Raw genomic sequence first — 19563 nt, 5'->3', positions numbered from 1 at the left:
GCAGTCAGAAACGGCATTCGGGTTCCGGCAGACCCTTGATGCCGGGACGCAGTGCAAAAACGCCGCCCGCCAGCGGTTGGTCGGACAGATCGCCGCCGGGGCGGATCGATGTCACATAGAGCGTGTCGAACTGCGCGCCGCCAAAGGCGCACATCGCGGGTTTCTTCACCGGCACGGCAAGGGAGCGGTCGAGCCGGCCTTCGGGCGTGAAGCGATGGACGAGCCCGGCGTCGTTGCCGCAGATCCAGTAGCAGCCGTCGGCGTCGACGGCGGCGCCGTCGGGCCGTCCGGGCAGCGGCTTCATGTCGACGAACAGCCGGCGCCCGTGCGGCGTGCCGGTCGCAATGTCGTAGTCGAAGGCCCAGATGGCCTGCACATTCGGATGCGAATCCGACAGGTACATGGTCTTGCCGTCGGGGCTGAAGCCCAGGCCGTTCGGAACGATCAGGTGGTCGAACTGCAGGCGCAGCGCGACTTCCGCATTCACGTCGCCCTGGTAGCGGTAGACGCGGCCGACATCTCGGCCCGCGGCCATGTCCATCTGCATGGTGCCGGCCCAGAAGCGGCCCTGGCGGTCGCAGCGGCCGTCGTTGAAGCGCATGCCGCGTTCCGCATGGACCGCACTGGCAATGGGGCTCGCGGCCAGCGTGCCGTCGGCGCGCGCCGCAATGGCGAACAGCCCGCTTTCCATGCCGGCGATCCACTCGCCCGGATGGCCGGCGCGCGCGGCGATGCAGGCCAGCATCTCGTCGCCGGTCCAGCAGTCGTGCTTGCTGGTTTCGGCGCTCCAGCGGTGCAGTTGCTTGGCGGGAATGTCGACCCAGTAGAGCGCCTGTTCATCGGCGCGCCAGACCGGGCTTTCGCCGGTCGCGCACTGTGCGTCGAGGACGAGTTCGGCCTGCATGCCGGGCCTCATTGGTCGCCGAACGGGCCCTGTGCCGTGAAGGCGCCGCCCTGGTAGATGGCATTGGGATCGGTCGGCGCCACGGGCGGCTGCGCCTCGACCTTGTCGCGGAACACCTCGGAGCTGTCCTGCGGCACGAAGCCCAGGTGGGCGGCGGCGCTGTTGTCCCACCAGACCTCGCGGTTGTTGGACATGCCGTAGACCACCGTGTGCTTCACGTCGGGCGTGAAGAGCGACTTCTCGATCAGCGTGGTCAGGTCGCGATAGCTGAGCCAGGTGCTCATCATGCGGCGGTTGAGCGGCTCGGGGAAGGACGAGCCGATGCGGATGCTCACCGTCTCGATGCCCCAGCGGTCGAAATAGAACTGCGCCATGTCCTCGCCGAAGGACTTCGACAGGCCGTAGTAGCCGTCGGGCCGGCGCTGGGCATGGGCGTCGATGTGCTCGGTCTGCTTGTAGAAGCCGATCACGTGGTTGGAGCTGGCGAACACCACGCGCTTCACGCCGTGGCGGCGCGCGGCTTCGTAGACGTTGAAGACGCCCTTGATGTTGGCCTCGAGAATTTCCTCGAAAGGGCGCTCGACCGAAACGCCGCCCAGGTGCACGATGGCGCTGCAGCCCTCGACCAGCGCGTGGACCGCGGCCTTGTCCGAAAGATCGCAGGCGACGACTTCTTCGTGCGCACCCTCGGAAGGAGGGAGGGTGGCGATGTCGGACAGGCGCAAGATCCGGGCATAGGGGCGCAGGCGTTCGCGCAGGACCTTGCCCAATCCGCCGGCGGCGCCGGTCAGCAGAATGCGGTGGAGCTGGGTGTGGGAGGCTTGATGGGACGTCGACATTTTTGCTGGCCTGAGAAGTTATCTGTTGTCGTACAACTAATGCGGGATTATTATCTTGACCATGGTCCAGACGACTGCGGGTAATCCCTCAATTTCCGACGCGGCAACAGAAGTCGCCGCCGGCACGCCCTTCGTGGGGCGCCCGCGGCCGCGCGCACGCGGGCTCGCCCACGGGCTGGTCGAGGATCTGGGCGAGAAGATCCGCAGCCAGCAACTGCGTCCGGGCGACAAGCTGCCGACCGAGTCGGCCATCATGCAATCCTTCGGTGTCAGCCGCACCGTGGTGCGCGAGGCGCTGTCCAAGCTGCAGGCCGCGGGGCTGGTGGAAACGCACCATGGCGTCGGCACCTTCGTGCTGCAGCCGCGCGCGGCCGGCATGTTCCGGCTCGATTCCGCCGACATCGCCACCTCGGTGGACGTACTGGCGGTGCTCGAACTGCGCATCAGCCTCGAAACCGAATCCGCGGGGCTGGCCGCCACGCGCCGCACCGAGGAGCAACTGCTCGCGATGCGCCAGGCGCTCGACGATTTCGAGCGCAACGTGGCGGTGGCGGGGGACACCGTGGCGCCCGACTTCCGCTTCCACCTGCAGATCGCCCAGGCCACCGGCAACCCGTACTTTGCGGACATCATGAGCCACCTGGGCACCACGATCATCCCGCGCACGCGCATCACCGCCATCCGCAACTACGACCGGCGCGGCGAGTACCTGAGCCGCGTGAACCGCGAGCACGAAGAGATCTACGCGGCCATCGCGCGCCGCGATCCCGAATCGGCCCGCGCGGCCATGCGCATCCACCTGACCAACAGCCGCGAGCGGCTGCGCGTGGCGCAGGAAGCGGCCCAGCAGGCCGCGGCCAAGACGCCGCCAGCGGCTTCCTGAGAAGAAATTTCGGTCAGACGCTGGACAAGCGTCATTCCTAGTTGTACGATGACTGACAACACAACCCAGCAGGAGACTCAGAATGAGCTTGAAACGACGTGATCTGATGCTTGGCGCCCTCGGCGGCGGGGTGCTTGCGGCCGGTGGCGTGCATGCCGCCGACAACTGGCCGTCCAAGCCCGTGCGCATCGTGGTGCCGTACCCGCCGGGCGGTTCGTCCGACATCATTGCCCGCTCCATCAGCCAGCAGTTGTCGGAAGCGCTCGGCCAGCCGGTCATCGTCGAGAACAAGCCGGGCGCCAACGGCAACCTCGGTGCCGATTACGTTGCCAAGTCCAGGCCCGACGGCTACACGCTTCTGCTGTGCGACGTGGGCGCGCTCGCGATCAGCCCCTCTGTCTATACGAAGCTGCCTTTCGATCCTTCGAAAGACCTGCGCGGCGTGACCATGCTGGCCTATTCGCCGCACCTGCTGGTGGTGCATCCGTCGGTCCAGGCCAGCAACCTGAAGGAACTGATCGCGCTGTCGAAGAAGTCGGACATCAATTTTGCCGTGACCGCCACCGGCAGCGCGCCGCACCTGGCCGGCGTGGCGCTCGAGCGCGCGAGCGGGGCGCGCTGGCAGTACGTGCCCTACAAGGGCGGCGTGCAGGCGGTGCAGGATACGGTCGCCGGCCAGACGCAGATCCTGATGAACGGCATGCTCGCCACCCTGCCGCATGTGCAGAGCGGCAAGCTCAAGGTGCTCGGCGTGTCGAAATCGACGCGCATGCCGCTGATCGGCGAAGTGCCCACCATCGCGGAGCAGGGCGTGGCGGGCTTCGAGTCCGGTACCTGGCAAGGCGTGCGGGTTGCCAAGGGCACGCCCGACGCCATCGTGCAGCGCCTCAACAAGGAACTGATCACCGTCATCCGCTCGGCCGACATCCGCTCGCGCTTGGCAGGCCAGGGCGCCGAGGTCGTGACCATGGCGCCGGCCGAGGAAGAGCAGTTCTTCGGCAAGGAGCGCGCGCGCTGGGCCAAGGTCGTCGCCGACGCCGGCATCAAGCTGGACTGAACGCCCTCAGCATCCATTTTTTAACTCACTCATTGGTGTCTCGATGAACCCTCAAGAACTCAAATCCATCATGGGCTCCGGCCTGCTCTCGTTCCCGTTGACCGACTTCGACGCGAACGGGGACTTCAACAAGAAGGGCTACGAGCAGCGTCTCGAATGGCTCGCCCCCTACGGCGCGAGCGCGCTGTTCGCGGCCGGCGGCACCGGTGAGTTCTTCTCGCTCACGGGCGACGAGTACCCCGGCATCATCCAGACCGCGGTCGACACCTGCCGCGGCGTGGTGCCCATCATCGCGGGCGCCGGCGGCCCCACGCGCTTTGCCATCCAGTGCGCGCAGGCGGCCGAGAAGGCCGGCGCGCACGGCATCTTGCTGCTGCCGCACTACCTGACCGAAGCCGGCCAGGAAGGCCTGGCCGCGCACGTCGAAGCCGTGTGCAAGAGCGTGAAGTTCGGCGTCATCGTCTACAACCGCGCCACCAGCCGCCTCAAGCCCGACACCCTGGCCGCCCTGGCCGAGCGCAACCCGAACCTCGTCGGTTTCAAGGACGGCGTGGGCGACATCGAGGCCATGGTCGCCATCTACCAGAAGATGGGCGACCGCTTCGCCTACCTGGGCGGCCTGCCCACGGCCGAGGTCTATGCCGCGGCCTACAAGGCGCTCGGCACGCCGGTGTATTCGTCGGCCGTCTTCAACTTCATCCCCAAGACCGCGATGGATTTCTACCAGGCCGTTGCCGCCGACGACCTGCCCACGCAGCATCGCCTGCTGAAGAACTTCTTCATGCCCTACCTGGAGCTGCGCAACCGCGTGCCGGGCTATGCGGTGAGCATCGTCAAGGCCGGCGCCAGGATCGTCGGCCACGACGCAGGCCCGGTGCGCGCACCGCTCACGGACCTCAAGCCCGCCGAGATGGAACAGCTCAAGGCGCTGATCGACGCGCTCGGCCCGCAGTAAGCGGCCGAGCCGGGAACGACAACGACCAACAACAACGGAGACAAGGCATGTCCATCAAGAAGTTCTTTCTGATTGCCGCATCGGCTGTTTTGTTCACGGGCTGCGCGATGGCGCCCGCCGGCGGCGGTGCTTCGGCCGAGCAGGCCGTGGCCGCGGCGGCCGAGCGGCTGCGCCTTGCGATGATCGACCCCACCCCCGCCGCCCTTGGCGCGCTGGTGGTCGACGACCTGAGCTACGGCCACTCGAGCGGCAAGGTCGACACCAAGGCCAGCTTCATCGGCGACCTGGTCGAGCGCAAGTCGGACTTCGTGAGCATCACGATCACCGACCAGGCCATCAAGGTGGTCGATGGCCGGACGGCCATCGTGCGCCACACGCTCGCAGCCGACACCAACGATTCGGGCAAGCCCGGCAAGGTGGCGCTCAAGATCCTCGGCATCTGGCAGAAACAGGGCGGCGAGTGGAAGATGCTGGCCCGCCAGGCCGTGCGGATCTAGCAGCACTTTTTTTCCAGGGTTCGCGCAAAAAAATGACACTTCCAGACTCCGCTTCCCTCATCTCCGGCGCGCCCGTCGTCACCGCCATGCGCGTGGTGCCCGTCGCAGGCCACGACAGCATGCTCATGAACCTGAGCGGCGCGCACGGTCCGTTCTTCACGCGCAACCTGCTGATCCTGACCGACAGCGCCGGCCACACCGGCGTCGGCGAAGTGCCCGGCGGCGAGAAGATCCGCCAGACCCTCGAGGATGCGCGCGGCCTCATCGTGGGCCAGCCCATCGGCCGCCACAACGCCGTGCTCAACAGCCTGCGCAGCGCTTTTGCCAACCGCGACAGCGCAGGTCGCGGCCAGCAGACCTTCGACCTGCGCGTGACCATCCATGCGGTCACGGCGGTGGAGGCGGCCTTGCTCGACCTGCTGGGCCAGCATCTCGAAGTGCCGGTGGCCGCACTGCTCGGCGAAGGCCAGCAGCGCGATGCCGTGCAGATGCTCGGCTACCTGTTCTACGTGGGCGACCGCACCAGGACCGACCTGCCCTACGAGAGCGACCCCGGCGCCGACGACGACTGGTTCCGCCTGCGCCATGAAGAAGCCATGACGCCCGAAGCCATCGTGCGCCTGGCCGAGGCCACGCATGCGCGCTACGGTTTTACCGACTTCAAGCTCAAGGGCGGCGTGCTGCGCGGCGAGGAAGAGGTGGAGGCCATCCGCGCGCTGCACGAGCGCTTTCCCAAGGCGCGCGTCACGCTCGACCCCAACGGCGGCTGGCTGCTGGCCGATGCGATCCGCCTGTGCCGCGACCTGCACGGCGTCATGGCCTATGCCGAAGACCCCTGCGGCGCCGAAGGCGTGTTCTCCGGCCGCGAGGTGATGGCCGAGTTCCGCCGCGCCACGGGTCTGCCGACCGCCACCAACATGGTCGCCACCGATTGGCGCGAGATGGTGCACAGCCTCTCGCTGCAGTCGGTCGACATTCCGCTGGCCGACCCGCACTTCTGGACGATGCAGGGCTCGGTGCGCGTGGCGCAGCTGTGCCAGGCCTGGGGCCTGACCTGGGGCTCGCATTCGAACAACCACTTCGACGTGTCGCTGGCCATGTTCACGCATGTGGCGGCCGCGGCACCGGGCAAGGTCACGGCCATCGACACGCACTGGATCTGGCAGGACGGGCAGCGCCTGACCAAGGCGCCGCTGCAGATCGAGGGCGGCTGCGTGAAGGTGCCCACGCGCGGCGGCCTGGGCGTGGAGCTCGACATGGACGAGGTCGAGAAGGCGCACCAGCTGTACCTGAAGCACGGCCTGGGCGCGCGCAACGATGCGCAGGCCATGCAATACCTGATCCCGGGATGGACTTTCGACAACAAAAAACCCTGCATGGTGCGTTGAGGGTTTAGTCTCCCGTTTCCATTTCCGCAGCCGGACACGCAGTGCTCCGGCTTCTTTCTTTCCATCGAGCAGCACAAGGAATCCTCATGCAAAACTTCGACAACCTGATCGCAGGCGAATGGCGTGCCGGCGCAAGCTACAGCCCCAACCTCAACCCCAGCAACCTGGCCGACGTGCTGGGCCAATACGCGCAGGGCACGGCCGCCGATGTCGAGGCCGCCGTGGCCGCCGCCACCGCCGCCTTCCCGGCCTGGGCCACCGGCAGCATCCAGGCGCGCTCCGACGCCCTGGACAAGATCGGCACCGAGATCCTCGCGCGCAAGGAAGAACTGGGCACCCTGCTCGCCCGCGAGGAAGGCAAGACGAAGGCCGAAGGCATCGGCGAAACCACCCGCGCCGGCCAGATCTTCAAGTTCTTCGCCGGCGAATGCCTGCGCCTGTCAGGCGAGCTGCTGCCCTCGGTGCGCCCCAACATCGGCGTGGAAATCACGCGCGAGCCGGTCGGCGTGGTCGGCCTCATCACGCCCTGGAACTTCCCCATCGCCATTCCGGCCTGGAAGATCGCGCCTGCGCTGGCCTTTGGCAATTGCGTGGTCCTCAAGCCCGCCGACCTCGTGCCCGGCTGCGCCTGGGCGCTGTCCGAAATCATCAGCCGCTCGGGCATCCCGGCGGGCGTGTTCAACCTCGTGATGGGCCGCGGCAGCGTGATCGGCGAGGCGCTGGTCAGCCACCCCGGCATCCATGCCATCAGCTTCACCGGCTCGGTCGGCGTGGGCCGCAACATCGCCATCCAGTGCGTCACCAACCACAAGAAGGTGCAGCTCGAAATGGGCGGCAAGAACCCGCAGGTGGTGCTGGACGACGCCGACCTGGCCCAGGCCGTGGAGCTCAGCGTGCAGAGCGCCTTCTACTCCACCGGCCAGCGCTGCACAGCCTCCAGCCGGCTGATCGTGACCGAAGGCATCTACCCCAAGTTCATCGAGGCGATGAAGGCGCGCATGGCGAAGATCAAGGTGGGCGACGCGCTGGCGCAGGGCACCGACATCGGCCCGGTGTCGTCGAAGTCGCAGCTGGACCAGGACATGGAATACATCGCCATCGGCAAGGGCGAGGGCGCCACGCTGGCCGCGGGCGGCGAGCTCTTGAAGCTGGAGACCGACGGCTACTACATGTCGCCGGCGCTGTTCAGCGAATCGGCGGCGGCCATGCGCATCAACAAGGAGGAGATCTTCGGGCCGGTGGCGAGCGTGATCCGCGTGAAGAACTACGAAGAGGCGCTGGCCACGGCCAACGACACGGAGTTCGGTCTCTCGGCGGGCATTGCGACCACGAGCCTGAAGTACGCCACGCACTTCAAGCGCCACAGCCAGGCCGGCATGGTGATGGTGAACCTGCCCACGGCGGGGGTGGACTACCACGTGCCGTTCGGCGGCCGCAAGGGCTCCAGCTACGGCCCGCGCGAGCAGGGCAAGTATGCGCAGGAGTTCTTCACCACGGTGAAGACGGCGTACACGCTGGCTTGATCGTCAGACGGGCGGTAGCGAGCTTGGCGCGGTGCGGCGGCGACGGCGCATCGCTGATTCGACCAGCTCGAAGACCCCTTCGCTCAGCAGCGCCAGCGCCGCGGCCGGCAACGCGCCGGCCAGCAGCAGCTCGCGGTCGTTGAGCGCCAGCCCCGTGACGATGCGCTCGCCGAATCCGCCCGCGCCGATGAAGGCCGCGATGGTCGCGGTGCCAATGGCAATCGCGGTGGCCGTTCGCACACCGGCCAGCAGCGTGGGCAGTGCGAGCGGCAGCAGCACCAGCCGCAGGCTTTGCGGCGGCGTCATGCCCAGCGCGGTGCCGGCCAGGCGCAGGCCGTTCGGCACTTCGGCCAGGCCCGTCACGGTGTTGCGCATGATCGGCAGCAGCGAATAGAGCGTGAGCGCGATCAGCGCGGGCAGCGCGCCAATCGCACCGAGCATGGAGATCAGCACGGCCAGCAGCGCGAGCGAAGGCACGGTTTGCAGCAGGCTCGCGAAGCCGAGCACCAGCGCACGCAGCCGCACATGCGGAAACACCAGGATCGCGAGCGGCACGCCAATCAGGATCGCCACGCCCACCGATACCGCCACCAGCACCAGGTGCTGCCGCGCGAGCTGCCAGAGATCGGGGCCGAACAGCTTGGCGGTGAAGCCGCGCCGGGTCTCCTGGGTCTTTGCGCCCTGGCCCACGCCGGCCAGGAAGTCGCGCGCAATGGCATCGAAGGGCACGCTCTGGAGTTCGGCACGCGCATTCATCGCGATCATCGCGTGCTCGTCGATGCGGCCTTCGAGCGTCTGCAGGGCGGCCCATGCCTTGGGCAGCCGCGCCGGCAGGTCGAGCCTGTAGAGCACCACGGCGTCATAGCGCGGAAAGTATTTCTTGTCGTCTGCGAGCACGCGCAAGCCGAGGTGCTCGATCTTGGCGTCGGTGGTGTAGATGTCGATGGCGTCGATCTGCTTTGCGGCCACGGCTTCGTAGGCCAGGCCGTGGTCGAGGCCGGTGGGCACCTGCTTGAAGCCGTAGCGCGCGGCCAGGCCCTTCCAGCCGTCGGCGCGGCCGAGGAATTCGTTCGACAGGCCGAGCTTGAGTTCAGGGTGCTTCGCAAGATCGCTCAGCGTGCGCAGCCCGAGCCGCTCGGCATCGGCCGCCCGCACGGCCAGCGCATAGCCGTCATTGAAGCCCAGCGGAATGGCCACGCCGAGGCCCATCGGCACCAGCGCCGCATTCATGGCCTCGCGCGTCTCGGCCGGCGAGCCCTTGAGGATCTCGAGCGCGATGGTGCCGGTGTATTCGGCATAGAGATCGATGGCGCCCGAGCGCAGCGCCTCGTACACGATGGCCGTGTTGCCGAGCCCCTGGCGCACCACCGGCGGCGATGCGGTGTGCGGCGCCGCGGTCTGCGCCAGCAGTTCGGCCAGGATGTACGACTCGGTGAAGCGCTTGGAACCGACGCGCAGCGTGCCCTCGCCGGGCTGCGCCGATGCAGCGGCACCGAGCCATGCCATGGCAAAGAACAACAAGGCGGCGCGCAGCATGCGGTGGTGGAGCAGGTGCATCGCAGGCCAGTGTATAGACATCGGACCGGCCGGCGTACCCGCCAATCTCCTACAAACCCTGGTGCGGGCTACCGATGCGTCGTCGACGCCGTCGCACCCATAGTGGCTGCCATGAAGAAGAGACCTCCACTGCTGCCCGGCCCCGACGTCCACGGCCTGCGCGAGCTTCCGGGCCTCAGGGTCGAGGGCTACAGCCTGCAGCTGCGCGACAAGGACGGCTTCGTCGGCGACCAGGCCAGCCAGACGGCCTTCAGGGAACTGCTCGAGCGCTGGCGCAAGCGCCGCCGCAAGGCCGGCACCGATCCACTGGGCAAGGAACACTCGCGCGACCTCAGCAAGAAGCAGCTCGACCGCGTGCTGCTGAAGACCTCGGCGGCCGGCGACCTGATGCACGGCGCCATCGAGGAATTCGCCGAAGAGCTGGCCTTCGTGATCCAGCGCTTCACGCGCCAGCCCTCATGGAAGAAGGTGGAGCGCATCGTGGTGGGTGGCGGCTTCACCGAAAGCGATGTGGGCGAGCGCGCCATCCTGCAGACCGCTGCCATCCTCGAAGAGCTGGGCGTTCACGTCCAGCTCGGGCGCCTGTCGCATGAGGTCGACGACGGCGGCCTGATCGGCTGGGTGCACCTGGCGCCGCCGGCCATGCTGAAGAAGCACGACGCCATCCTGGCGGTGGACATCGGCGGCACCAACGTGCGCTGCGGCATCGTGAAGACGCGGCGGCGCAAGGCGCGCGACCTGTCGCTTGCCAAGGTGGTACGGCGCGAAAAATGGCGGCATGCGGACGACGATCCGAACCGCACCGACATGGTCGAGCGCATCGCGGCCATGCTCGAGGACATGGTGCGCTACTGCGAGCGCAAGCACATCCGCCTGGCGCCCTTCATCGGCATTGCCTGCCCGGGGCTGATCCGCAAGGACGGCTCGATCGAGCGCGGCACGCAGAACCTGCCGGGCGATTGGGAAAGCCGCGCGTTCCATCTGCCGAGCGCGCTGTGGCGCCGCATGCCGATGATCGGCTCCGGCCCCACGCTGATCCTGATGCACAACGACGCGGTGGTGCAGGGGCTGAGCGAACTGCCCTTCATGCGCGACGTGTCCCACTGGGGCGTGCTGACGATCGGCACGGGGCTTGGCAATGCGAGCTTCACCAATACCTTCTAACCCGGTGCCGCCGCGACAGCGGGCGGCACGCCGCCGAGCGCCTTGTAGACCGCCACCATGCCCACGGCCATGCGGCTCGTGCTCTGCACCTGGTCGCGCCGCGCCTGCAGCAGTGCGCGACGGGCGTCGAGTTCGACGCCGAAATCCGTGAGCCCGTTCGCATAGCGCGCATGCGCGAGCGTGAGCGCGTCGCGGCTGCTGCGCTCGCGCTCGGCCAGCTCGGCATGCCGCTGGCGTTCGGCGGCGTAGGCACTCAGCGCCGAATCGATCTCGTGCCAGGCCTTGAGCACGGTCTGCTGGAAGGCTACCGCGGCTTCCTGCTGCTGCAGTTCGCGCAGGTTCACCGTGCTGCGGCGCCGGCCGTTGTCGAAGATCGGCAGGCTGATGGAAGGGCCGACATGCCATTGACGGCTGCCCCATTCGCCAAAACGCTCGCTGTCGGCCGACTCGTAGCCGAAGCCCGCACCGAGCGTGACGCGCGGATAGAGGTCGGCCACCGCCACGCCGATGCGCGCGGTGGCGGCATGCAGCTGGGCTTCGGCCGCGGCAATGTCGGGACGACGGCGCACCACGTCGCCGGGCAAGCCCAGCGCAAGCTCGGGCAGCGGCGGTGCCTGCAGCGCTTCGAGCGGATTGCCCGCGTCCCCGGAAGACGGAGCGAGTTCGGCGTTCAGCGTGCCGGGCGATGCGCCGGTCAGCAGCGTGATCTGGTTCATCGCCTGCGCCTCCTGCTGCAGCAGCATCGGAATGCGCGCCTTGAGTTCGGCCAGCTGCGTGCGCTGGCGCGTCGGGTCCAGGTCGGTGACCAGGCCGCCGTCGGCACGCGCCTGCACCAGCTCGAGCGATTCGGCCGCGGCCGCGATGTCGGCGTTCGCCACGCGCAATTCACGCTGCGCGCCGCGCAGTTCGAAGTAGCTGCGCGCCACCTCGGCCTGCACGCTGAGTTGCGCCTGCCGCAGCAGCGCGGCCGATGCGCCGGTATCCGCATCGGCGGCCTCGATGCTGCGCCGTACGCGGCCCCAGAGATCGATTTCCCAGGAGGCATCGAAACCGGCCTGGTAGAGGTTGTAGGGCTCGCTGAGCGTGCGGATCAGCTGGTCGCGGTTGGCGACCGACGAGCCCAGCGCATCGATCATCCGCGTGGCGGCGCCGCTCTCGCTCTGGCGCTGCCGGGCGACGCTGCCGCTGGCATTGAGCTGCGGTGCCTGCTGCGCCGCGGTCGCGGTGCGCTGCACGCGGCTTTGCGCGAAGCGCAGAGCGACGGTCTGCAGGTCGTGGTTGGCGGCCAGCGCGAGCGCCTGCAAACGGTCGAGCAGCGGATCGCCGAAGGCCTTCCAGTCGCCGGACGAGGCGGCTGTGGGCGCGGCCTTGCGCTCGGCGCCGAGCAGCGCCGCCGAGCCGCCGTGCCATGCGGACCAGTCGGCGGGCGCCTGCACCTGTGCGGGCCGGTGGTCGGGCCCCACGGCGCAACCGCCAACAAGAAGCACAAGCGTGGAATATGCAAAGAGGATGCGCGATGCGGGCATGGGGTGCTCCCTAGACCAGACGATGGCGAAACAGCCAGGCCGCCAGCGGCAGCGTGACGATGGCGATGATCGACAGTGGAATCAGGTTGTGCCACACCGTGGCCAGGCCCACGCCTTCGAGGTAGACGCGCTGCACCAGGTCGATCGCGAAGCGCAGCGGGTTGGCCATGGTGATCAGCTGCAGCACCTGCGGCATGTTGCGCACCGGAGTGGTCAGGCCGGAGAGCAGCATCATCGGCATCAGCAGCACGAAGGTGTAGAGCATGGCCTGCTGCATGTTGGCGGACACCGCCGAGATCGACAGGCCGATGCCCACGCTGGCCACCGTGAAGAAGGCCAGCCCGGTGTAGAGCGTGACCAGCGAGCCCGCCATCGGAATGCCGAACCAGAACAGGGCGACCAGCAGGATCAGCGTCGACTGCGCAAGGCCCACCAGCACCGGCGGCAGCGCCTTGCCGATCATGATTTCGAGCGGCGACATCGGCGTGACCAGCAGCTGGTCGAAGGTGCCTTGCTCGCGCTCCCGCGCCACGGAAAGCGCGGTGAGCAGCAGCGTCTGCAGCATGCTGAGCGCGGCGATCAGGCCGGGCAGCAGGTTCCACCGCGTTTCGAGGTTGGGGTTGAACCAGGCGCGCGATTCGATGGTGAGCGGAGCCGGAGGCGCGCCGGCGCGCGTGCGCAGCTCGGCGTTGTAGCGCTCCACCACCGCGCCCACATAGCCGGCCGCGGAGCCCGCAGTGTTGGAGTTGCGCGCGTCGAGCACCAGCTGGATGGCCGCTGACTGGCCCGTGCTGAGCTGCTGCTCGAAGTTCGGCGCGATCTGGATCACGAGCAGCGCCTTCTCGGTATCGATCACCTCGCGGATGTCGGCCTGCGTGCGCAGCGTGGCCACGCGATGGAAGACGCCGGTGCTGTCCAGGTGTGCAATGAGCTCGGTCGATGCACCGGTGCGGCTCTGGTCGAGCAGCGCATAGGGCACGTTCGAGAGGTCGTAGGTGGCGGCATAGCCGAAGATGAGGCTCTGCATGATGGCGGGAACGAACAGGATCACGCGGCTGGCCGGGTCCTTGAAGATGGCGAGCAGCTCCTTCTTGCAGAGGTTGGCGATGCGCAGCAGGAAGTCGATCATGGAAGGCGCCCCTTCAGTCCAGGCTCTTGCGCGTGACCAATCGGGCAAGCAGCAGCAGGCCCACCGCATAGGCCACGAGGACTGCGCAGTTGCGCCAGATCAGCGGCCAGACGTCGCCCGCGAGGAACAGCGTCTTGATCAGGTCCATGAAATAGGTGGCCGGCAGCACGTGGCCGATCACGCGCACGGCGGTGGGCACGTTGCGCAGGTCGAACAAAAAGCCCGACAGCATCATCGAAGGCATGAAGGTGGCGATCAGCGCCACCTGGCTCGCAAGAAACTGGTTGCGCGTGACCGACGAGATCACCAGCCCCAGGCTCACCGCCACGATCAGGTAGAGCATCGAACTGAGCACCACCGCGAACAGCGAGCCGACCATCGGCACCGCGAACAGGAAGCGCGCGGCCAGCAGGCACAGCGCAAGGCCCAGCATGCCGACCGCGAAATACGGAATGATCTTGGCCAGCAGTATTTCCACCGGCCGCACCGGCGTGACGAACAGCGCCTCGAGCGTGCCGCGCTCCCATTCGCGCGCCATCACCAGCGCGGTGAGAAACGCGCCGATCAGCGTCATGATGAGCACGATCAGCCCCGGCACCAGGTACCAGGTGCTGGTGTTCGCGGCGTTGAACCACATGCGCTGCTCCACTGTCACGCGACCCGTCGAAGGCGCGGCCGCACCGGCGCCGCCGCCGCGATCGGCCTGGCGCACGGCCGCTTGCCCAAGCGCGCCGCTCACGTAGGCCTGGATGATGGTCGCGCGCCCCGCGTCGGCGCCATGCACGATGAGCTGCACGCGCGCATTGCCCGCGACCAGTGCGCGCGAGAAGTCGGCGGGCACGCGCACGATGCCGTCGACCTTGCGCTCGCGCATCAGGGCCTCGGCGTCGTGCATCGAGCCCAGCAGCACGGGTGCGATGGTGGGCGAGAGCTGCAGGCCGGCAATGGCCTCGTGCGCCGTCGGCGAAGAGTCTTCGAGCACCACGGCCACCGGCGCGTTCTTGACGTCGAGCGACATGCCGTAGCCGAAGATCAGGATCAGCACCATCGGCAGCAGGATGCCGATGGCCAGGTTGCTGCGGTCGCGCAGCAGCTGGCGAAACTCCTTGCGCGTGAGGGAGACGAGCCGGGTGCCGAAGCCGCTCATGGCTGCCTCCTTTCTTGCTGCCGCGCCTTCTCGACGATGCCGATGAAGGCCTGCTCCATGTCGATGCGCCTGTCGCGGTCTTCACCGTCGAGCGCCTGCGTGCGCACCTCGCGCGGCGTGCCGATGGCCAGCACCTTGCCGGCATCCTGGATCACGATGCGGTCGCAGTACTCGGCCTCTTCCATGAAGTGGGTGGTGATGACCACGGTGGTGCCGCCTTCGGCCAGCGCCGTGATGCGGCGCCAGAACTCGCGCCGTGCGAGCGGATCGGCGCCGCTGGTGGGCTCGTCGAGAAACAGGATCTCGGGCTCGTGCAGCAGGCCCGTGGCCATGGCCAGGCGCTGCCGGTAGCCGCCGGGCAGCTGTCCGCTGGGCGCGTCGAGTTCGCGCTCGAGGTCGAACTGCCGCAGCACCGTGTCCATGCGCCCCTGCAGCTTCTGCCCGCGCAGGCCGTAGGCGCCGCCGAAGAACGAGAGGTTCTCGCGCACCGTGAGGTTGCCGTAGAGCGCGAACTTCTGCGAAACATAGCCGATGCGCTGGCGGGCCTGTGCGCGCGCATGGCGCAGGTCGACGCCGGCCACGCGCAGCTGCCCGCCGCTCGCGGGCAGGAGGCCGCAGAGCATGCGGAAGGTGGTGGTCTTGCCCGCGCCGTTGGGCCCGAGCAGACCGAAGATCTCGCCGCGCCGCACCGAGAAGCTGGTGCTCGCCACGGCCACGAAGTCGCCGAAGCGGCGCACCAGGTCCTTCACCTCGATGACCACTTCGCCGGGCTCGCCCTCGGCCGGTGCAAGGCTTTCGCTCGCCGCCGATTGGGCGATGTTCGTGTCGCTGGCCTGCCGCGTGCGCAGCAGCGTCATGAAACCGTCTTCGAGCCGCGGCGGCACGGGCTCGGCGCGCGCGCCGGCCAGCAGTTTTTCGAGCGCCGCGTCGTCCGTGCCCCGATGGCGGATGAAGTGCACCTCGCCGCCCTGCGGCACGGCATCGACGATCTGCTGCCGCGCATCGAGCAGGCGCGCCTGCATCAGGCGCGGTGCCTCGCCCTCCGGCGGTGCAGCGACGAAGCAGGTGCCCTCGGCATGGCCGCGGATCTCGTCCGGCGTGCCCTGCGCAATCAGCCGGCCCTCCTGCAGCACGAACACATGGCTGCAGCGCTCGGCCTCGTCGAGGTACGCGGTGCTCACGATCACCGAGAGCTTTTCCTCGCCGACCAGCTGCTGCACGATCTGCCAGAGCTCGCGCCGCGAGAGCGGGTCGACGCCCACGGTGGGCTCGTCGAGCAGCAGCAGGTCGGGCGAGCGCACCAGCGTGCAAGCCAGGCCGAGCTTCTGCTTCATGCCGCCCGAGAGCTTGCCCGCGGGCCGATCCGTGAAACGGCCGAGGTCGGTCATTTCCATCAGCCGCGCATAGCGCTCGCGACGCTGGCCGGCGGAAACGCCGTGCAGGTCGGCGTAGAGGTCGAGGTTCTCCTGCACGCTCAGGTCGTCGTAGAGGCCGAAGCGCTGGGGCATGTAGCTGATGCGGTCCTGCACCGCCTGCGGATCGGCCGACACGTCGATGCCGAGCACGCGCAGTTCGCCTTCATCGGCGCGCATCAGGCCCGCCATGAGCCGCAGCAGCGTGGTCTTGCCGGCGCCATCGGGTCCGACCAGCGCCGTGAGCGTGCCGGAGGGCACCTCGAGCGACACGTCGTCGAGCGCGCGCACCACCTGCTTCGAGCCCTTGGCCACGAAGCGCTTGTGCAGGGAGCGTGCGGCCACGGCGGGCCCGGTATCGCGCATCAGGATTTGCCGCTGGCGGTTGAGGAGGCGAGCTGCAGCCGCACGGTGGCCGGCATGCCGAGCCGCAGCCGGTCTTCCTTGTCGTCGACCATCACGCGGATCTCATAGACCAGGCTGCTGCGCAGCTCCTCGGTCTGCACCGTCTTGGGCGTGAACTCGGCCACCGACGAGATGTAGCCCACCTTGCCCGCGATCGGTTGGCCGGGTTGGCTGTCGGTCGTCACGCTGGCCGGCTGGCCGGGCCGCACGCGGCCGAGGTCGGGCTCGGCCACATAGGCGCGCACCCACTTGGGATCGGTGATGGCCAGCGTGAAGGCCGGGCGCTGCGGCGAAGCCATGTCGCCGGGCTCGAGCAGGCGGGCGCGCACCACGGCGTCGATGGGCGACCTGAGTTCGGCTTCGGCCAGCTGGTGGTTCATGAGCGCGAGGTCGGCGCGCGCGGATTCGAGCTGGGCCTGCGCCTGCGCGATGTCTTCCTTGCGCGGGCCGGCCACCGCGAGCTGCTGCGCCTTGCGCACGTTGTCCAGCTGTGCAAGCGCCACCTTGCGGCGGGCCTGCGCGCTGTCGAGGTCCTGCTGGCTCACGGCGCGTCCGGCCGTGGTCTGGCCGATGGCCTGCAGGCGTGCGAGCTGCTGCTGCGCAAGATCGGCATCGGCCCGTGCCGCGGCCACCTGGGCACCGGCCTGTGCCAGTTCCTCGGGGCGGCTGCCGGTCTTCAGGCGCAGCAGCGCCTGCTCCTGCACGCCGATGCGCGCCTGCGACTGCGCCACGCGCAGCACGAGAGAGCGCGTGTCGAGCCGGCCCAGCAGTTGCCCGGCTCGCACATGGTCGCCTTCGCGCACCGCGAGTTCGGCCACGCGCTCGGTGGCATTGAAGGCGAGCGAGACTTGGCGCACGTCGACGTTGCCATACAGCACGAGCTGATCGGACGGTGCGGCCGAGCGGCTGAAGTACCACCAGCCGCCGGCTGCGGCGGCCAGCGCCACGGCGGCAGCGGCAATGAGGGGTTTCTTGTTCATGGGCGGGCTCCTGCCGGTTTCCAGATCGGATGACGGCCGCATGTTATCAAATTGAAATTTGAATTTGAAGTATTTTTTCAATTCGATTAACCTTGGCGCATGGCGACACGCTCTTCCACCACCCGTTCCCCCGCTGCACGCGAGGGCGCGGCGCGCGTCCAGCGCACCGACGGCAGCACCACGCGGCTGCACATCCTCGAAACCGCGGGTCAGCTGTTCGCCGAGCGCGGCTTCGCCGAGAGCACCAGCAAGGAAATCTGCACCCGCGCCGGCACCAACATGGCGGCGGTCAACTACCACTTCGGCAGCCGGGACGGGCTCTACGAGGCCGTGCTGATCGAGGCGCACCGCCAGCTCGTGAGCATGGACGAACTGATCAGCCTGGCCAGCGAGGCTGGCGATCCGCGGCTCAAGTTGCGTGCCTTCCTCACCCACCTGGTCGAGATGGGCAGCCAGCCCAAGGCGCCCTGGGGGTTCCGCGTGGTGCTGCGCGAAGCGCTGTCGCCATCGCCGGCGCTGCCTGCGCTCATCCGCCAGGCGGTGCTGCCCAAGGCCCGGCTGATCCGCGGCCTGATCGGCGGCATCATGGGCCTGCCCGAGGACCATCCCTCGGTGCAGCGTGGCCTGCTGTTCGCGGTGCTGCCCTGCATCGTGATGACGGTGGCCCCCAAGAACCTGCGCAACGAAGTGCTGCCGGCGCTGAAGGATGCCGAAGGCCTCGCGGACGACCTGATGCGCTACGTCTTCGCCGGGCTCGATGCCATCGCGAAGGAGGCGGCCACGGCCGCGGCGCCCGCTAGAGCTGGAAAGCGACGGTGAGCAGCAGCCCCTCGGCCACGTCGCGCACCAAGCCCGGCCGCCGCGCGCGGTAGGGCTCGCCGGCGGAGGCGATGGTGTCGATCCATTCGGCCAGCCAGTCGATCTCGCGCGGGCCATAGAACACCACGGCCGCCTCGTGGTTGAGCAGCAGGCTGCGCAGGTCGAGGTTGATGGAGCCGCACATGGCCAACTCGTCGTCGACCACCACGGCCTTGGCATGGGCCATGAAGGGCAGCATGCGAAAGCTCACGCCCGCACGCGCCAGGTCGCGCATGGCGCGTGCCCGCACGAAGTCGGCGAGGCGGTGGTTCGACCGCGCGGGCATGGCGATGGTCACCTGCACGCCGCGCCGGGCGGCCAGCCGCAGCGCATCGCGCAGCCCATCGCCGGGCACGAAGTAGGGCGTGACGGCGAGCACGCGGTGCTCGGCGCGAAAGCAGGCGTCGATCAAGAGCGCATGGGCGGTGTCCTCGGTCTGGTCGGGGCCGCTCGGCAGGAACTGCGCCATGGCGCTGTCCACGCCTTCATCAACGTCGTCGGCCGTGATGGCGCGCGCCTTGCGCCCGCGCACCGAGCTCCAGTCGTGGTCGAACTGGCGAGCCGCCGCGGCGGCCACGCTGCCGCGCAGGTCGAACGAAAGATCGCGCCAGGCTTCGGGGTATTTGTCGCTGCCGGTGAAGTATTCGCCCGCAAGGTTGCGCCCGCCCGACCACAGCCAGCCGTCGTCGGCAATGGTGAACTTGCGGTGGTTGCGCAGGTTGCGCGGCCCGATGCGGCGCAGGCTGAAGAAGGGGCGGAACACGGCGATTTCGCCGCCCGCCGCGCGCAGCAGCCGGATGTGGCGGCGCGGCAGGGTCAGCGCGCCGAAGCCGTCGAGCAGCACGCGCACCTTGATGCCTTCGCGCGCGCGCAGCGCCAACCGTTCGATCACCGCGCGGCCCAGCGCGTCGTCGCCGATGATGAAGGTGCACACGTCGATGCGTTCGCGCGCGCCGTCGATCACCTGCCACAGCGCCTCGCGCGCGGCATCGCCGTCGGCATGCAGCCGGATCTCGCAGCGTCCCGGCGGCGCAAGGCCGAAGCTCTCGATGAGGTCGGCGGCCCAGTGCCCCGGCACCGCCGCGCGCGCGGGCCGCGGCGAGCCCGCGGGGCGCAGCTTGCGCTGGCCGAACAGCAGGTACATCGGCAGGATGAAGTAGGGCATCAGCACCAGCCCCATGACCCAGGCAATGGCCGTGGTGGGGGCGCGCTGCTCGCGGCGCGCGCGCGTGGTCAGCACATAGACCAGCAGCGCAAAGGTGACGACGAGAAAATGCTGGGATGGGGAGGGGAGCCAGTCGAATGCGGAATTCGGCATGTGGCAATGATGCCCGAGGAC

General features: G+C 68.5%; 17 protein-coding genes. 8 read left to right on the top strand and 9 right to left on the bottom strand.

Annotated elements, in window-relative coordinates; all coding sequences use genetic code 11:
• Positions 1 to 4: 4 nt before the first annotated feature.
• Positions 5 to 904 (bottom strand): SMP-30/gluconolactonase/LRE family protein, encoded by a 900-nt coding sequence (locus L1081_RS11585; protein WP_489416526.1) that lies wholly within the window; start codon positions 902 to 904, stop codon positions 5 to 7.
• A gap of 8 nt (positions 905 to 912) precedes the next feature.
• Complete coding sequence (locus L1081_RS11580) at positions 913 to 1743, bottom strand: NAD-dependent epimerase/dehydratase family protein (RefSeq protein WP_489416525.1); 831 nt, start codon at positions 1741 to 1743, stop codon at positions 913 to 915.
• Positions 1744 to 1804: 61 nt separating this feature from the next.
• Between L1081_RS11580 and L1081_RS11575 the strand changes: the two genes are divergently transcribed.
• From L1081_RS11575 to L1081_RS11550, 6 genes are all read left to right on the top strand, one after another.
• Entirely contained in the window at positions 1805 to 2626 is an 822-nt protein-coding gene (locus L1081_RS11575) for a FadR/GntR family transcriptional regulator (RefSeq protein WP_145741960.1), read from the top strand.
• Positions 2627 to 2708: 82 nt separating this feature from the next.
• Positions 2709 to 3683 (top strand): Bug family tripartite tricarboxylate transporter substrate binding protein, encoded by a 975-nt coding sequence (locus L1081_RS11570; RefSeq protein ID WP_319431091.1) that lies wholly within the window; start codon positions 2709 to 2711, stop codon positions 3681 to 3683.
• 43 nt (positions 3684 to 3726) lie between these two features.
• The gene (gene kdgD, locus L1081_RS11565; RefSeq protein ID WP_489416524.1) at positions 3727 to 4638 is read left to right on the top strand and encodes a 5-dehydro-4-deoxyglucarate dehydratase; all 912 of its coding nucleotides are present in this window, start codon (positions 3727 to 3729) and stop codon (positions 4636 to 4638) included.
• Positions 4639 to 4685: 47 nt separating this feature from the next.
• The gene (locus tag L1081_RS11560) at positions 4686 to 5135 is read left to right on the top strand and encodes a DUF4440 domain-containing protein (protein ID WP_489416523.1); all 450 of its coding nucleotides are present in this window, start codon (positions 4686 to 4688) and stop codon (positions 5133 to 5135) included.
• A 32-nt stretch (positions 5136 to 5167) separates the two neighbouring features.
• A complete protein-coding gene (gudD, locus tag L1081_RS11555; protein WP_489416522.1) occupies positions 5168 to 6523 on the top strand; it encodes a glucarate dehydratase in 1356 nt (451 codons plus the stop codon).
• A gap of 86 nt (positions 6524 to 6609) precedes the next feature.
• Positions 6610 to 8046: an aldehyde dehydrogenase family protein gene (locus L1081_RS11550; protein ID WP_489416521.1), complete on the top strand. Its 1437-nt coding sequence runs from the start codon at positions 6610 to 6612 to the stop codon at positions 8044 to 8046.
• Positions 8047 to 8049: 3 nt separating this feature from the next.
• Here L1081_RS11550 and L1081_RS11545 read toward each other — a convergent pair whose 3' ends face one another.
• Positions 8050 to 9582 (bottom strand): glycine betaine ABC transporter substrate-binding protein, encoded by a 1533-nt coding sequence (locus L1081_RS11545; RefSeq protein ID WP_489416768.1) that lies wholly within the window; start codon positions 9580 to 9582, stop codon positions 8050 to 8052.
• Positions 9583 to 9714: 132 nt separating this feature from the next.
• On the opposite strand from L1081_RS11545, the gene L1081_RS11540 reads away from it, so the two are divergent.
• Positions 9715 to 10767: an ROK family protein gene (locus L1081_RS11540; RefSeq protein ID WP_489416520.1), complete on the top strand. Its 1053-nt coding sequence runs from the start codon at positions 9715 to 9717 to the stop codon at positions 10765 to 10767.
• Here the strand turns inward: L1081_RS11540 and L1081_RS11535 are convergent.
• The 5 genes from L1081_RS11535 to L1081_RS11515 are packed head-to-tail and all read right to left on the bottom strand — an operon-like array spanning position 10764 to position 17366.
• A complete protein-coding gene (locus tag L1081_RS11535) occupies positions 10764 to 12293 on the bottom strand; it encodes an efflux transporter outer membrane subunit (protein WP_489416519.1) in 1530 nt (509 codons plus the stop codon). The two genes, L1081_RS11540 and L1081_RS11535, sit on opposite strands and share 4 nt — an antisense overlap.
• Before the next feature lie 10 nt (positions 12294 to 12303).
• On the bottom strand, positions 12304 to 13422 hold the full coding sequence (locus tag L1081_RS11530) for an ABC transporter permease (RefSeq protein WP_489416518.1): 1119 nt from the start codon (positions 13420 to 13422) through the stop codon (positions 12304 to 12306).
• A 13-nt stretch (positions 13423 to 13435) separates the two neighbouring features.
• Positions 13436 to 14569, bottom strand: coding sequence for an ABC transporter permease (locus L1081_RS11525; RefSeq protein ID WP_489416517.1), 1134 nt, complete (start codon positions 14567 to 14569; stop codon positions 13436 to 13438).
• Complete coding sequence (locus L1081_RS11520; protein ID WP_489416516.1) at positions 14566 to 16347, bottom strand: ATP-binding cassette domain-containing protein; 1782 nt, start codon at positions 16345 to 16347, stop codon at positions 14566 to 14568. The genes L1081_RS11525 and L1081_RS11520 overlap by 4 nt, the downstream gene beginning before the upstream one ends.
• The gene (locus L1081_RS11515) at positions 16347 to 17366 is read right to left on the bottom strand and encodes an HlyD family secretion protein (RefSeq protein ID WP_489416515.1); all 1020 of its coding nucleotides are present in this window, start codon (positions 17364 to 17366) and stop codon (positions 16347 to 16349) included. Before L1081_RS11515 ends, L1081_RS11520 begins: the two co-directional genes overlap by 1 nt.
• 99 nt (positions 17367 to 17465) lie before the next feature.
• Between L1081_RS11515 and L1081_RS11510 the strand changes: the two genes are divergently transcribed.
• Positions 17466 to 18185 carry a CerR family C-terminal domain-containing protein gene (locus tag L1081_RS11510; protein WP_489416514.1) on the top strand — a complete coding sequence of 240 codons (720 nt, stop codon included), beginning with the start codon at positions 17466 to 17468 and terminating at the stop codon, positions 18183 to 18185.
• Here L1081_RS11510 and L1081_RS11505 read toward each other — a convergent pair.
• Positions 18163 to 19542, bottom strand: a complete 1380-nt coding sequence (locus tag L1081_RS11505; protein ID WP_489416513.1) for a phospholipase D-like domain-containing protein — start codon at positions 19540 to 19542, stop codon at positions 18163 to 18165. The two genes, L1081_RS11510 and L1081_RS11505, sit on opposite strands and share 23 nt — an antisense overlap.
• Between the last annotated feature and the right edge of the window lie 21 nt (positions 19543 to 19563).

This window comes from Variovorax sp. MSC1_012 (assembly GCF_023667525.1).
Lineage (GTDB): Bacteria > Pseudomonadota > Gammaproteobacteria > Burkholderiales > Burkholderiaceae_C > Variovorax > Variovorax beijingensis_B.
The sequence above is the reverse complement of the archived record's forward strand: the minus strand, read 5'-3'. Positions and strand labels throughout refer to the sequence as shown.